Source organism: Adonisia turfae CCMR0081 (assembly GCF_011009555.1).
GTDB lineage: Bacteria > Cyanobacteriota > Cyanobacteriia > Phormidesmidales > Phormidesmidaceae > Leptothoe > Leptothoe turfae.
Genome location: NZ_QXHD01000004.1, coordinates 6837647 through 6851574, shown reverse-complemented (window position 1 = coordinate 6851574; position 13928 = coordinate 6837647). Strand labels below are relative to the sequence as shown.

Sequence of the window (13928 nt, the reverse complement as noted above, 5' to 3'; positions counted from 1 at the left end):
ACTGAATTAAATCCGCTGAGCGTTGAACTGGTGATTCCAAATTATCACCGGATTGATCATTACCTGAATTCTGAATAGTCTCAGTTTCAGAACGACGATTAGCCGATAATTGGGGGCTGTCTGTCTGACTAATTTCACTCACAACTGAGTCCGAGCCTGAGGACTGAGGTGTTTTAGCTACTCGTTGAATGGGGTCAACCTGGTTAGATATTTTCTCGAAAAGGCTACACTGGCTGGAGTTCTCCCCTTTTATGGAAGCAATGCTATTATCCCGACTAGGCATAATAGGGTCTCCCAGATTCTCAGAGGGATAAGACTCAAAGCCCTCAGAATTGGGGGGTTGGCTTCGATGTGAGGCTTCGACGGTGATCTTAGCCGAACCGCTCAACCGAACGGGGTCTGAATAATGGTTAGCTTTTTTCCTAGAAATATCCTTAGGTATGGACGGGGTTGGATGGGGATAATTGAATAATGTTTCTGACAGATTACTTACAGACGGCTGAGCAGACGGCTGACCTATATCTACTGGGCTGGAGTCATGGGAGACTTCTATTGTCTGAGATGATTCAGCTACACGTTGAATCAGTTTGGGTGCATCAGTAACAGATTTCTCAGTGCTCAGTGAATCAATTGAGTCAGCCGCTGACGCATGACTGAGAGACTCTTGCGATCCAGATAGTTGATGGTTTGAAGAGTTATCTATATCACTAAAATTAGGTGACCTTTGAATTTCAGAATGAGCAGCTATCTGATCGGTCGCTGATGGCTCTGATATAGCAAAATCCTGACTGACTGGAGTTGGTCTCTGCGCGGGTGATTGGATACCCTGATCACCGATATCAGATCCAGCTATAGCCCGTTGAATAGGATCTATTGTGGAAGATAATGTCTCAGGTGTCGCTGTGCAGTCGAATGATTGATTAGAATTATCTGATTTCAGATCTAGAGTTTCTACGTGAGTTAGCTCTGCTTGTGAACTGTTATCACCAGCATTGATTGTTTGTTTAGATAACAGATCAACCTTTCTTTGAATTATATCTGGGCTATCTGAATTCGAATGAGACGATGCTTTAGCCTGGTCTAAGGCAATCTCCTGAGTTTCAAGAAGGGCCGATAATCCATTGGGGGCTGTCGGTTGCTGATTGGACGCTAGTTGAATGTCATCATGGGCAATACTCGTTTTACCAGAGGAGGATAAATGGCCAGGTGGCTGCTGCGACTCATCAAATCGTTGAACAGGCGAGTCAGTTGCACGTGTTCCTAAAGTTGGCCCTATCTCAATATTGGGAGACGGATTTGAAGTTGTGGGTTTTGTATACTCTACCCTTGATTGAGTTCCTCCGTCCGCAGACTGTCCAATAGTTGGGTGATGCTGAGTAGCTCGCTGAATCGGAGAAGACAGTTCTCGCAGGCTCTGAATGGATTGGTGAATATCAGTTGAGCCCAGTCCCATAGGTGGCGTCTGGGCAACCGCATTTTGCTTATTATGGTTGACCGTATCTGCGGCCCTCTGTAAACTGCTGGGGGCAGTTTCTTGTGATGCCTTAGGGATAGTAGTGGATGAGTCAACTGCATTTGAATCTGAAGTTGAACCTGACTCAGCATATAGAGACAGATCTAAAGATTCTTGGGGTTTCACCCCTAACCCAGCTTGAGTTTTTACGTTGGTAGATGGCCCAGTCCTTGGATTGTCCTGGTTAGTCGACCGTTGAATTGGAGACGGTTCTCGGAGACTCTGGACGGATTGATTAATATCGGTTGAGGCTAAGCCAATGGGAGGCTGTTGAGCGGATGTTGGTGGATGTGGTTCCGGAACAGATTGAGGACTATTGGTAGGGGATACTTGGGGATGATTGGATGTAGTGTTGCGAGTATTCTCATCCGTTAACCGTTGTATGGTCTGAGCCTCAATTGTCGCGGAGACCTCACGGGTATCAGAAGGGTCGCCATCTGTTATTTTATGAGCGGCTTGAAAATTTGATGTAGATGCATGGGTTGGAGAGGCTTGGGCAGCAGGCTGATGAGGGGAGAGATAAGAGGAGGTAGGTGCGATCGCATCAGAACGACCTGCTACCTCTGGTGAGAAGTAACGCTGCAAACTGTTACGAAAAGAGGGAGTCTGCTCGACGGCACTAGGTGTATTTTCTCCCTTAACGCGCGATTTTGCATGGTGAGCTGAAGGTACTGGCGTGTCTACACTACGCGCGACTGTATTATCTGCGATGCTGGATTGCGATGCATGATCTGTTCCGTCAGAGGTATTGACAGGAAACCCATGGGGATAAAACGTTTTAAGATCTAAGATCGCTAACGATGACGTCCCCAACGAATGTCGCTGTACCCCACTACCCAGGTTACGAAATGCGCCTAAGGGAGACGTATGCCCCAGCTGTCTTGCCATCGATTACTTACTCTCAAAGTAGCCAGTATCAGAGCGTTTTGTTAGCATTGTGGCCCCACCGCCACCGCTGCCAAAGGTGACATTCAAACCTTCATACGCTAGCGTAAGTTCCTCGATGGCAACGGCACTACCCTCTGCCTGTAGAGAAGGTGCCTGCCACCCCACAGGAACAGCACCAATCAAAGTCCAACATTGTTGGGTTTGTCCCGCTTGATTGAAAATTAAGATATTGATGTTGCGGCGATACTGTTGGAGGGCGGTGCCTGACGTGCGCGGTTGAAACAGTGTATTAAGCCAGTCCCAAAAGACTTGATCGCCACTCATACCCCGCTTTAGCGTGACATCCGAAAATTCAGGTGTACCCAACAAAATTCGCTGCTGGTCATTTAGGCCTCCTTCCGCGACGGTTTCCTTTTTGACCTGCACGCCAAGTCCACCACATTCTGTAAAACAGGCTGTGATTTTGCTTTCGATCTCCACATAAAATCGATTGCTGGTGACATAGTTAGCTGCGGTAGAATTCTCAGAGCTGCTGCTTGATGTAGTGGCCATTTTATCTCCTGCAAGACCGTTCCTGTTGTAATTTCATGTCGTCACACAGGAGTTGGTGAATGCGATCGCAAAATTGTTGCATCGCTAGGGGATTATGGGCTAGCTTCTCAGCTACCTGAGCCATCATTCGTTTTACTTCCAGCGTATGATCACTCTGCACAATGGCGGGTGCCACAAACGCTGCTGGGTTAGAAATATCGCTACTGGGCGGCAAAACAGTTGTGCATTCAGCCCCAGCCATAGAATCTAAATTAGTCATAACGTATTTACCCCGTTAGGCGATTGATGTTTCTATAAAAGTTCTGTAGATAATTTAAGTCTCCGGCAAATAAGCCCTCAATGACGGTGGGACTGACCTCAGGTAAGGTGCCCAACGATAGAATAACCCGTGCCAAAATAATCACCGTGGCATAGGCTGGATTCATCTGAACCCTTGGATCAGACATGGGTTCAATCTCATCAATGGTGCGGGCCAATCGCATGGTGCCGTGTTGATGCACCTGACCAGCCGCATCCAGATAGCCCGTTGGCAGCCTGAACATAAACTCAGTTTGTATACCAGAGGAGCCATGACTGGGTGCTTCTGGTTGAAAATCTGAGGCGATGGTTTTGGGCGGCAACGGATCAATGGGTTGAATAGAGGGCTTAGTTTTGGGTGGTGCTAACCCTAAATTGTTGCTGAGTTGAATGGCTGTCATAATTCTCTTTCTCAGTTACAAACGCGTTTGAGCGATTCGACAACAATTTCTACTTCTTCAATGTTGTAGTCAGCTCCTTTAACATCTAAATCAGAGATTTTATAGCTGACGGGCCAAGCTCCAGTGAATTCAAAACGAAATTGTTCATCCCCCGCTTGATCATAGATGCAAAGAGCACCGTTGCGACGCTGGTCAATCCAATTACCCTCGCCAATGGTATCCATCCACTCCCAAAAGGCTGTGGAAATGGTCAAACCTCGTTTGATTGTGATGTTGGTATAGGAGCTGTTTCCTGGAATTTTAGATCGAACAATGTGCCCACGGCTTTTTCCCTGTTTCCCCCAAACCTGGGGGGTTACTTCACAGATTTCGATGACATCTTGCGATCGCGCAAAACCACTACATTCCATGAAGTAACCATCGGTTGAATCAACACTACCGTCCAGCCTAAGTTCCAGATAAAAACGAGCTTTAGTTAAAATCTCTGGAAATGTCATTAGTTACACTATTTGTTTCGAGTAACTTGAGTAAAGTACAACTCCAGTGTGTCTTCCGCTAAGTTGCCACCACTATCAACGGCAAGGCTGCCAATCTGTTTCTTACTGCCTGGAAATAGATCGATAAAGTTATAGCGCATGGCCTCTTTTCCATTCGGGTCATAGACCACTAGCGAACCCGTTTTGCGACTATCCATCGCCTTGGAACCACCCCCCGAATAGGTGTCTGGGTGGCAATCGTTATACCAATCTGATAACTTCTTCTGATCAGATTCGTTACCCGCTACATAGGTCAGGGTAACGGTGCTGTTGTACTTCACACCGCCAATCGTTGCCTGGGTTTGAGTTTTGGCATCTTTAGTCACACCAATGGCTGAATCTCCACCAGCCACTTCTAACTCAATCTCAGGCCCAGTACAGTTTTTGATTGACAAAGCTGTTACGCCATCAATCTCGAAATAGAATTTTGAATTGGTTAAATATTGGACCATGACTATGTTCTCTTGACTGTTCTCTTGACTGACCTAAAGGTCAAACTACATGGTGCGGTTAAACTTTTCGCAGGTAATGGTATAGGTCTCTTCGATGTAAGCATCTGCCGTTACATCGAGATCGGCACACTTATATTTAGAAGGCCATGCCTCAACAAATTGCCATTTAGCTACCTCATTGCCATCGGTATCGTAGGCAGTAATGCTACCTTCTTTTTTGTTGTCGCCCCATTTACTCTTGCCGCCATTGGAAGAAGGTAAACAGTTCTCAAACCACTCGTAGAGCTTTTTGCTGGTACTGTCACCATCGCCGCTGGCAATGCAGACACAGTCAAAGGTAAACAGTCCTTCAAAACCCGCTGAGTTTACTTGCCACAAGGTTTTACCACCCTTGGTGGTGCCAACAGCCTGCTGTCCACCCTGGACCTTAGGAGAATAGTCAGGAATATTGACACTCTTGAAAACAGACTTTTCCCCTTCACAAACTCCGGCAAGTTCCAGATAAAAACTACTTGGGGCTATTGGCTTATTGAGATCAGCCATGGGGTTATCTCCTTAAAATTCTGAAAACGTTGACCAAAACCCCTCTCTCTTTCGGAGGGGGGATGACGTAGAGGCACTCCATGGAACGCCTCTACATCCTTGATTGATATCCCTTATTGATTAGGTGCCCACTGGCTGATACGGAAGATGACAAATTCTGCCGGGCGTACAGGGCAGACACCCACTTCAACATATAAGCGGCCCAACATAATGGTGTCGTGGGTATTCAGCTCACCATCACACTTCACATAGAAGGCTTCTGCTGGAGATGTACCAAACAAGGCTCCCTCGCGCCATAGCCGTTCTAGGAAGTTACTGACCGTGCGACTCACACGAGCCCAAAGATCAGGATCGTTAGGTTCAAAGACAACCCACTGGGTGCCAATTTCAATGGACTTTTCAATGTAGCTCAACAGTCGCCGGACGCTGATGTAACGCCACTGAACATTGTCAGGTTCAACCAGGGTACGAGCACCCCAAACTTTTAAGCCACGGTTGTAGCTGGAGAAGTTACGAATGCAGTTTACACCCAAAGGATTCAGCAGTTCTTGCTCACGCATATTTGTCTCGTAAGCCAGGCCAATAACACCCCGGGGTGTTTCGTTGGCAGGTGCCTTAAACACACCGCGAGACTCGTCAGTACGACACCAGATGCCCATCATGTGACCAGATGGGGGAACCAGTTTAGGACGACCGCCGTTGCGGGGGTCAGCCACCTTGATCCAGGGATAGTAGGTGGCCCCAAACATAGAGCGACGATTGAATGTGGTCAACCACTTAGCCGCATCTGCCGGACGCTGACGACTGGGTTCTACGGGATCCATGCTTTTGCCTGGTTTTACCGGCGGTGGATCGATAATGGCCATGCGATAAGCGGGGCCGGGGAATGAATTCTCACACATGCTAAGCATCATTTCCATGACACCGTGCACCTGATCGAGATCAATCAGACCTTTCTCGTAGGCTAACAATAGGTCTGGACAAGCCACCATAGAGACTTCATCAATCTCATACAGACCTTGAATGCCAGTACGATCGTCGCGGTTGCCTTGAAGATCGCGATTAAAGCGCTCTGGCTTGCCGACATAGGGGGGAGGTGCGATCTCATAGGAGCCATTAGCCGGTCGGCGAGAAAGAGCCTGGCCAGATTGTGAGATGTTCTCAACCACAATATACTCAGAGGGCTCTAGCATCGTGACAGCATAGTCAGCAACATCGGAGGCCACCTCTGGATTCATGCTCAGGTGATCGTACTGCTCTAAGATTTCATCCCCTTGTCTGACGATGACTGTGAAGTACTCACCATTATTAATGGGGGGTTCCGCATCCTCATCGGCATCGTCAGGTAAAGGCTTAGGTCCTCCATCTAGAACACTGACAGTTAATCGACCCGCACTGGATGGAAGCGCCAAGGTGCCTTCTTCCTCAGATTCAGAGGCTTTTAGATAGAAGGAAAGAGAAGGTTTACCACTGGAGGTGATCAGTTTGGTTGCATTCTCAGATGCAGCAGGTTTAGGCGTGCCCGGTAGCTTAGTGCCAACACTTACCACCCAACAGCGACCGCCACCATTCAAAAACCAACCCTGTACAGCAAAGGGAAGGTAAGCGCCAAAATCAGTGAACCCATCGGAGCCTGGCTTGCTAAAAAATTCTAAGTATTGAGCCCAGTTGGTAACCATCATGGGCTCAAACAGTTCAGCGTCTCCTCGTACGTCTTCGGTAAAGCCGATAAATCCGGCAACACTCATGCTAACGCCCTCAATGGGGCGACTACCTCGGTCTACCTCTTCGACGTAGACCCCTGGCGCAAAGTAGTCTAAGGCCATACTAGTTATTCTCCATCCAGTTTGAGCTGTAGTATCTGTGTTTTTCCGTAGAGAGAGGACGTTCTCCTCGTCTAACAGGAAGATAAAAATATAAGTGTTGCTAATTAAGTTTTAATCTGTTATCTGCAAAGGGCAGTGATAACAGGCTAAAGCGTCTCTTAACCATATCCAAGCTAAAATCGATTGCTTCTTCTACAAAAACGAATGTTCTGGATGTGGTCAAAGTATAAATCGGCAACAACAATGTGAGTGGATTGACTCCTAGAATACTGTTTTCCCCAGAATCCCCATGCAATATCAATAAAAATCAAATTACGTATATTTAGTTCCCATTACTACGTTTGAACTATCCAAAATTACGGATGGAATAATGGTTTATCCAGATTGCCCAATGGCAGTAGACGCTAGTATTTATCAAACAATGTTGAATTCAATCGTTAACTGGGCACTTCTATAGCAGACGTTTTCATACATGGCTGAATGAGTAATCATCTTGCGATCGCAACTGTCACCGCTACACTACAGCGGTTGCTTCAGGGCGCGATTCAGCGTGATGTAGACGGAGCTCGAGTTACCACCCTAAAGCCCAACAGCATTGGCAGCAGCACCCCTGAGTCAGGCATCAACTTGTTTCTATATCAGGTCGCCCACAATAATGCTCTGCGCAATGGTGATACTGCCACATTTCGCTCTAAAAAAGGCCCCATTCGACGCCACTCCTCTCTGGATCTTTACTATATGTTGAGCGCCTATGGTAATGATACAGAATTAGAACCCCAGCGGTTGTTGGGGAGTGTAGTGCGCACTCTGAGCGATAAAACTGTGCTCACCGCCGATATGATTGACACCGCAATTGTAGACTCGGCGTTCTTAGCCAATTCAGATTTAACCACCCAGACGCAACAAATCAACATCAATCCAGTGCCCATGGATATGGATGAGCTGTCTAAAATTTGGTCAACATTTTTTCAGGCACCCTATTCATTGTCTCTGGTTTATAAAGTCATGGCTGTTGTCATTGATGGTGAAATATCGACCCAGAAAGCCCTGCCAGTGCGAGAGCGTTACTTTGGTGGGATGGTTCCATTTCCCCATCAGCCAGTAATTGAAAAAGTCATTGCCCAATCAGGCCCTCTGTCCCCCATTGATGAAAAAACTCCCCTGCGAATTTTAGGGAAGCTGTTGCAAGGACCCAATACTCAAATCAAAGTTGGTGATGCTGAGATTGTCCCAAACTCAATCACCGACAATGAAATCAACGTGTCGCTTACAGACGCCCCCCGCTTATCTTTACGGGCAGGCATTCAGTCTGCACAGGTGATTCACTATGGAGGTCAACAACAATCGCAACATTCCTCAAAAATCGTTAATCAATCTGTACTGATCAATTCCAATGCGTTACCTTTTGTTCTGCGTCCCACCGTAACATCGATAAAAGTTGTTGATATAGAAGGCGTTGACGACGATCCACGGACGGGGATTTTACAAATCTCCACCTATCTACCTGTCGGTGCTCAACAGCATGTAGTGCTTGCCCTTAATGAGTGGTCCACAGATGCCCCAGTCACCTACCTCTTTACCGCATCTCCCCGCGCAGCAGATACCGACAGTTTGACAATTTCCATTAGCGGCGTGAAACCTGGCGACTATCTTGTTCGTCTACAGGTTGATGGGGCTGATAGCCTATTAGGTGTTGATACTGATCCTAACAGCAGCACCTTTAATTGGTTTAATAGCCCCAGAGTCGTCGTCAAATAAATTGTCATGAGTGACGTTTCCGAACCCAATGCGGACCAGCCAGCCGAACCTGATTTTGAGACCTTAAAAAATAAAATGAACCTAGAACTCGAAACAATTAGTGTTAATCAGCTGCATACTCTAGCGACCCAAGCAGTTGAGAAAAAACTCATTACCGCCCACGGTTATCGTGGGGGACAGTATGAATTACTCCGCGATGGAGAATTTGTTCTGTTATCTCCGACAGAAGCCATTCAGTATTTGCAGGACTTGCTGAAAACGAATGATTAGAATTTGTTAAAGAGCAATTGCATGATTTAAATTTTATGCCCTGGGACCCCAAACAGCTGGTTTTGCTCTATGCCGACAACTCAGGAAACACAGTTATCACAATTGATAATACTGAGATCTTGCACCTGGCAAGGAAGCATTAACCCGCCTTGGACTCAAAGTCGCAAGGCTAACTGGCTCAAAACCGCTCAAGCGGTTAAAGAATCCCTAGAAGCTCTATATCTAGGGCTGCCCAGCCAATCTTGTCCCTTTAGTGGACAGCCCTCAATTAGCGTTGGGTTTTGAACCCAACGTGGGTTTGAGCTTCACTTTGCCCTTCTCGGAGAGTGGGCTCGAAACTGTGAGCAACTCTCCAACTTATGTATACACGGTAGCTTAAAGTGGGGCCTAACTCCCCCTTTAGGAGTAATTAAGTTATCTCTGTTAGGCAAATTGGGGTTTCCCCGAAAGTAGGCTCTCGTTTATCGCCAATATTCAGATTTAGTAAAGGATACGGCTAGGTCGATTAATAAGGTTATGCCTTAATCTCAAACTATTTCTTAACAGCACATTAAATACTCGTCTATCTTGCCATTGGTGAGATATTGCTAATAATTTTACTGAGCCAAACACCATGACTGTTGCATTGTCACCGTCTAAATCTATCCAAAGTTGGCACAGTGCCAATCAGCAATATCTCAGCTATTCACTCGCTCAGATCCGTCAGCGATTAGAACAAAAAAACGAAACACAAACTCCTTTAGCCCACCCCACCCCACCTGCATTAGACAACAATTACAATGGTCAACTATTTACCCTAGAACTACTAACCCATTGTCTTGGGCTCACTCACTTTGAGCAAAACATTCTCCTGCTATGCGCAGGCATGGAACTAGATGGACATTGGCCTAAACTGTGCCAAACAGCTAGCAATAGCGCCTATCCTACCTTTGGATTAGCCTTAAGCCTATTCGAGAACGTCTGCTGGGAAGCGTTAACCCCCAGTGCAACACTGCGACGATACCAGCTGATTGAGATCGGTGGCGGCAATGCGTTAGTTACGAGCCCTCTACGGATTGATGAGCGAATTTTACACTATCTGACAGGGGTGCAATATCTTGACCAACGTTTGCAAACACTGATGCATGCTGTGCATGCGCCCAGTTTGTTAGTGCCTTCCCATCAACGTCTTATTGACCAGATAGAACAGACTTGGACTCAGAGGTTGCCGGGGAGTCTCCTGTCAGTTATTCAATTGATTGGCGGTGATAGCTCTAGCTTGAGAACTGTAGCCTCTGAAGCCTGTCAGCATTTAAGCCTAGAACTACAGGAGTTGTCTGCTGAGGCGTTACCTACCGATTGGCAACAGCTGAAAACATTGCAAACATTATGCGAGCGTGAATATCGACTGAGTCGCATGGCAGTGCTTTTAAACTGTGAGGATTTAGAGACTGAAAGTGCGGAGAGACGGAGTGCGATCTCAACCTTTATTGACACTACCAATCTCCCCCTGATGATTACTGGTAGAGATCGCCGTCGGCAGCGGCAGCGCCCCCTTTTCACCCTCGAAGTAGACCACCCCACATCCTCAGAACAGCGTCAACTGTGGCAGTCTGGCCTCGGCCATCGCGGAACGACTTGGCAGACCTCTATCAACTCGCTAGTGTCTCAGTTTAATCTGAGCCCTAGTGCCATTCATACCGTTTGTCTACAGGGGCAAACAGTTAATACCCCTGAGCCCCTATGGAATCTTTGTCGTACCCAGGCTCGACCTCGCTTAGATGAATTAGCCCAGCGTATTGACGCTCGTGCCACCTGGGATAGCCTGGTATTACCCGAAAAAGAACAACAGATAATTCAAGAACTCTCTACCCACGTGGCCCAGCGCTCTCGCGTTTACGAAGACTGGGGTTTTGGTGGCAGAAGTGGCCGTGGATTAGGCATTAGTGCTCTATTTTCTGGTGCGAGCGGTACGGGTAAAACGACAGCAGCTGAAGTGATCTCACGGGATCTCAATCTTGATCTTTATCGGATTGATCTAAGTACAGTGGTGAGTAAATATATCGGTGAAACTGAGAAAAATTTGCGTCGTATTTTTGATGCCGCTGAGGGCGGGGGGGTGATTCTACTCTTTGATGAAGCCGATGCTTTATTTGGTAAACGCAGCGATGTCAGTGACTCTAAAGATCGCTATGCCAACATGGAAGTTAGTTATCTTCTACAGCGGATGGAGTCTTATCGGGGGTTGGCTATTTTAACCACCAACCTGAAGAACTCCATCGATCAGGCATTTCTCCGTCGTTTACGGTTTGTTGTTCAATTTCCTTTCCCCGACGCTAAACAGCGAGCTGAGATTTGGCGTCGTGTATTTCCTGCGGATACTCCCACTAAAGACTTAGTCTATGAGCGTTTAGCAAAACTGAGCATTGCTGGCGGTAACATCCGGAATATTGCCCTGAGTGCCGCCTTTATCGCAGCCGATGCTGATGAGCCTGTGATGATGAAACATCTACTGCAGGCAGCTAAACGCGAATATCTAAAGTTAGAGCGCCCATTAACCGATACAGAAATTAAGGGATGGATATAGGGGTACACCGCCGTGCCTTCTTCTTGACACTAGAAAAGCCTTAGAAAAGAGAGTTTCAATCCCTCTTTTCTAAGGCAATGCAGAGAAAATGATCAGCTATGCAACTATGCTAGTACCCATGGCAGAAACTTGGCAGCGATCGCATCCACCCATCCACATTTGAATTTGATAGTGGGCAAACTTACGCTACAAAATACTCGTGTGACTCAGATGCTTTAAATTCCAGGAATCTCAGAGAGTTCACACTCTAATTCTTCCACCGAGAAATTAGTCATCTCTCGCCATTCTTTCATCGTAAACGAAAAGCCCTTTTGGTTAGCCATCGCTACAAATATCTCTGGGCTAGGTGCTGCACTGAGGGAGTTGCGTAGGGACGGGTTTGTTTGAGCTTCGCGAAAAAGCTTAGCTACTTGTTCTCTAGCCATAATTTAAATACTCGCTAAAGGAATTGAATCAATTAAAATTCATTTGTGTTTACTGTTGTACCCTGAATACCTGGCTAGTGCGAATCGTTAGAATCACGGAAGTTTTCTCACGTTTAGGTGGTTAACATAACAAAAAAAGTTAACAGCAATAAACATATTGGTAAGCACTAAAGAGATTTTAGGACAGGGTTGGGGATTTCCCATGAGGTTAACGCTTCAGGGGGGACTTCAATTTAGTCATGACTATCGTAATCTTGAAGAATCAATTGTCATCATTCTCAGCACTCGTTTAGGCGAGAGAGTCTATCGCCCTGATTTTGGCTCTCGCCTCCATGAATTAGTGTTTGCTCCCCTCAATGATGACACTCTACTGCTGGCCCAGATTTATGCTCGCACAGCGATCCAAAAGTGGGAACCTCGTGTCTTGGTTGAAGCAGTTACAGCCATACCGATGCCTGATACAGCCAGTCTCAGTATCACTGTTAATTATCGAATTCGAGAAACACCTCATCGACGGAGTTTGGTATACCCCTTTTATCTCACCCCATCTGATGAGTAGCGAGCCCTATGGAATTTGACTTTCTGCCCAAACTACCTAATTCCAATTTAGACGACCGCACGTTTAAGGAGCTGGTCGAAGAGTGTCTGTTGCGTGTGCCCCGCTACTGCCCGGAATGGACTAATCATAATCCTAGTGATCCCGGCATCACCATGGTGGAGCTATTTGGCTGGCTCACTGACCAAATGATGATGCGGTTTAATCAGGTGCCGCGTCGTAACTATGTAGCTTTTTTAGAGTTGTTAGGTATTCGTTTACAGCCGCCTGCGCCTGCCCATACCGCCATTACGTTTTACCTGGCTGCAAGTTTGCCAGAGCCCTACCAAATTCCTGTGGCAGTAGAGGTGGCAACTGAGCGTACTGAAACAGAAGAGGCCATTATTTTTAGTACTGATCGGCCACTAATCATTGGTCTTCCCTTGATTAATCATCTGTTGACAGCAGATACGGCTGAGCGTATTCCTAACGTTTTACAAGATCGGCTCTCTACCCGTTGGAGTCGTAATAATAGTGGTGATTGGACCGGTTGTGAACAGACTATTTTTAATCCCACCCCTCAACCTGGTAACAGCTTTTATCTAGTGCTTGATCCAGCCCAGTCCCTTGAAGGCAATGTGATCGCCCTACACTTTACGGGTGAAACGGCAACGCCCACTGGTATTCGTCCTGAGACACCACCCCGCCAATGGCAAGCCTGGGATGGTCAAACCTGGGTGCCAGTTCTCATGCAAGAAAGCGATGACGAGACCTGTGGGTTTAGTTTTTACAATACGGGTAGCACCAGCGATATTCAGCAGGGAGAGGTGGTGCTGCACCTGCCTCAACAATTTCCAGTGACCGACTTTGCTAGCTATCGGGGCCGTTGGCTACGCTGTGTTTGTACAACTCCTGACATGGGAGTTCCCACCTATAGTAATTCTCCTCGTCTCTTGAGTGTTTCAGCTCGTTCCATTGGTGGCACCATTGATGCTAGCCAGTGCCTGCTGGTGCAGGATGAATTGCTAGGGGAAAGTGACGGGCAGCCAGGCCAAAGCTTTCAATTGCAGAGCCAGCCGGTGCTTCCCCGTAATGAAACAGAATTTTTATCGATCATTCTGCCCAGCGGTATTCAGCAAGACTGGCAAGAGGTGACTGATTTTGCTGACTCTGGTCCAGAGGATTGGCATTACACCCTCGATTCGCTGACGGGGATGGTGCAGTTTGGCCCCCTGATTCGAGAGCCTGGTCAGCTAAAAACGGCGACACACGTGCGATCGCAACAACAATTCCACGGCACCACCGTACTCACTACCCCCCCACAGCTGCTGGAACGACAGTATGGCGCCGTTCCCCCCAGAGGGTC

The 13928-nt window shown here is 47.1% G+C and carries 14 protein-coding genes; 5 read left to right on the top strand and 9 right to left on the bottom strand.

Going from position 1 to position 13928, the window contains the following annotated elements:
- The 8 genes from DXZ20_RS33115 to DXZ20_RS33080 form a co-directional block, all read right to left on the bottom strand.
- A partial coding sequence (locus DXZ20_RS33115; protein ID WP_250566014.1) for a hypothetical protein occupies positions 1-2401 on the bottom strand: 2401 nt, incomplete at its 3' end.
- Positions 2402-2404: 3 nt separating this feature from the next.
- Entirely contained in the window at positions 2405-2953 is a 549-nt protein-coding gene (locus tag DXZ20_RS33110) for a phage tail protein (protein ID WP_163702947.1), read from the bottom strand.
- A gap of 1 nt (position 2954) precedes the next feature.
- Positions 2955-3212: a hypothetical protein gene (locus DXZ20_RS33105; protein ID WP_163702946.1), complete on the bottom strand. Its 258-nt coding sequence runs from the start codon at positions 3210-3212 to the stop codon at positions 2955-2957.
- Between the two features lie 7 nt (positions 3213-3219).
- Positions 3220-3651: a hypothetical protein gene (locus DXZ20_RS38630; protein ID WP_348918745.1), complete on the bottom strand. Its 432-nt coding sequence runs from the start codon at positions 3649-3651 to the stop codon at positions 3220-3222.
- 11 nt (positions 3652-3662) lie between these two features.
- Positions 3663-4148, bottom strand: a complete 486-nt coding sequence (locus DXZ20_RS33095; RefSeq protein ID WP_163670559.1) for a phage tail protein — start codon at positions 4146-4148, stop codon at positions 3663-3665.
- 8 nt (positions 4149-4156) lie between these two features.
- On the bottom strand, positions 4157-4639 hold the full coding sequence (locus DXZ20_RS33090; protein ID WP_006519850.1) for a phage tail protein: 483 nt from the start codon (positions 4637-4639) through the stop codon (positions 4157-4159).
- 45 nt (positions 4640-4684) lie between these two features.
- On the bottom strand, positions 4685-5182 hold the full coding sequence (locus DXZ20_RS33085) for a phage tail protein (RefSeq protein WP_163670557.1): 498 nt from the start codon (positions 5180-5182) through the stop codon (positions 4685-4687).
- Between the two features lie 113 nt (positions 5183-5295).
- Complete coding sequence (locus DXZ20_RS33080; protein ID WP_163670555.1) at positions 5296-7008, bottom strand: phage tail sheath family protein; 1713 nt, start codon at positions 7006-7008, stop codon at positions 5296-5298.
- A gap of 480 nt (positions 7009-7488) precedes the next feature.
- Between DXZ20_RS33080 and DXZ20_RS33075 the strand changes: the two genes are divergently transcribed.
- The 3 genes from DXZ20_RS33075 to DXZ20_RS33060 all read left to right on the top strand — a co-directional run bounded on the left by DXZ20_RS33075 (position 7489) and on the right by DXZ20_RS33060 (position 11602).
- Positions 7489-8766, top strand: a complete 1278-nt coding sequence (locus tag DXZ20_RS33075) for a Pvc16 family protein (protein ID WP_163702945.1) — start codon at positions 7489-7491, stop codon at positions 8764-8766.
- Between the two features lie 6 nt (positions 8767-8772).
- On the top strand, positions 8773-9036 hold the full coding sequence (locus tag DXZ20_RS33070) for a hypothetical protein (protein WP_163702944.1): 264 nt from the start codon (positions 8773-8775) through the stop codon (positions 9034-9036).
- Positions 9037-9649: 613 nt separating this feature from the next.
- Entirely contained in the window at positions 9650-11602 is a 1953-nt protein-coding gene (locus tag DXZ20_RS33060; protein ID WP_163702942.1) for an ATP-binding protein, read from the top strand.
- Positions 11603-11817: 215 nt separating this feature from the next.
- Here the strand turns inward: DXZ20_RS33060 and DXZ20_RS33055 are convergent, their stop codons facing one another.
- The gene (locus DXZ20_RS33055; RefSeq protein WP_163671186.1) at positions 11818-12027 is read right to left on the bottom strand and encodes a Nif11-like leader peptide family natural product precursor; all 210 of its coding nucleotides are present in this window, start codon (positions 12025-12027) and stop codon (positions 11818-11820) included.
- 202 nt (positions 12028-12229) lie between these two features.
- On the opposite strand from DXZ20_RS33055, the gene DXZ20_RS33050 reads away from it, so the two are divergent.
- Both DXZ20_RS33050 and DXZ20_RS33045 read left to right on the top strand, forming a co-directional pair.
- Positions 12230-12586 carry a GPW/gp25 family protein gene (locus DXZ20_RS33050; RefSeq protein WP_163671187.1) on the top strand — a complete coding sequence of 119 codons (357 nt, stop codon included), beginning with the start codon at positions 12230-12232 and terminating at the stop codon, positions 12584-12586.
- An 8-nt stretch (positions 12587-12594) separates the two neighbouring features.
- Positions 12595-13928, top strand: a 1334-nt coding sequence (locus DXZ20_RS33045) for a putative baseplate assembly protein (RefSeq protein WP_163703701.1), incomplete at its 3' end; no start/stop codon positions are given.

Coding starts and splice junctions, on each gene's coding strand:
- DXZ20_RS33110 (WP_163702947.1), bottom strand. CDS start 2,953: ATGGCCACTACATCAAGCAGCAGCTCTGAGAATTCTACCGCAGCTAAC.
- DXZ20_RS33105 (WP_163702946.1), bottom strand. CDS start 3,212: ATGACTAATTTAGATTCTATGGCTGGGGCTGAATGCACAACTGTTTTG.
- DXZ20_RS38630 (WP_348918745.1), bottom strand. CDS start 3,651: ATGACAGCCATTCAACTCAGCAACAATTTAGGGTTAGCACCACCCAAA.
- DXZ20_RS33095 (WP_163670559.1), bottom strand. CDS start 4,148: ATGACATTTCCAGAGATTTTAACTAAAGCTCGTTTTTATCTGGAACTT.
- DXZ20_RS33090 (WP_006519850.1), bottom strand. CDS start 4,639: ATGGTCCAATATTTAACCAATTCAAAATTCTATTTCGAGATTGATGGC.
- DXZ20_RS33085 (WP_163670557.1), bottom strand. CDS start 5,182: ATGGCTGATCTCAATAAGCCAATAGCCCCAAGTAGTTTTTATCTGGAA.
- DXZ20_RS33080 (WP_163670555.1), bottom strand. CDS start 7,008: ATGGCCTTAGACTACTTTGCGCCAGGGGTCTACGTCGAAGAGGTAGAC.
- DXZ20_RS33075 (WP_163702945.1), top strand. CDS start 7,489: ATGAGTAATCATCTTGCGATCGCAACTGTCACCGCTACACTACAGCGG.
- DXZ20_RS33070 (WP_163702944.1), top strand. CDS start 8,773: ATGAGTGACGTTTCCGAACCCAATGCGGACCAGCCAGCCGAACCTGAT.
- DXZ20_RS33060 (WP_163702942.1), top strand. CDS start 9,650: ATGACTGTTGCATTGTCACCGTCTAAATCTATCCAAAGTTGGCACAGT.
- DXZ20_RS33055 (WP_163671186.1), bottom strand. CDS start 12,027: ATGGCTAGAGAACAAGTAGCTAAGCTTTTTCGCGAAGCTCAAACAAAC.
- DXZ20_RS33050 (WP_163671187.1), top strand. CDS start 12,230: ATGAGGTTAACGCTTCAGGGGGGACTTCAATTTAGTCATGACTATCGT.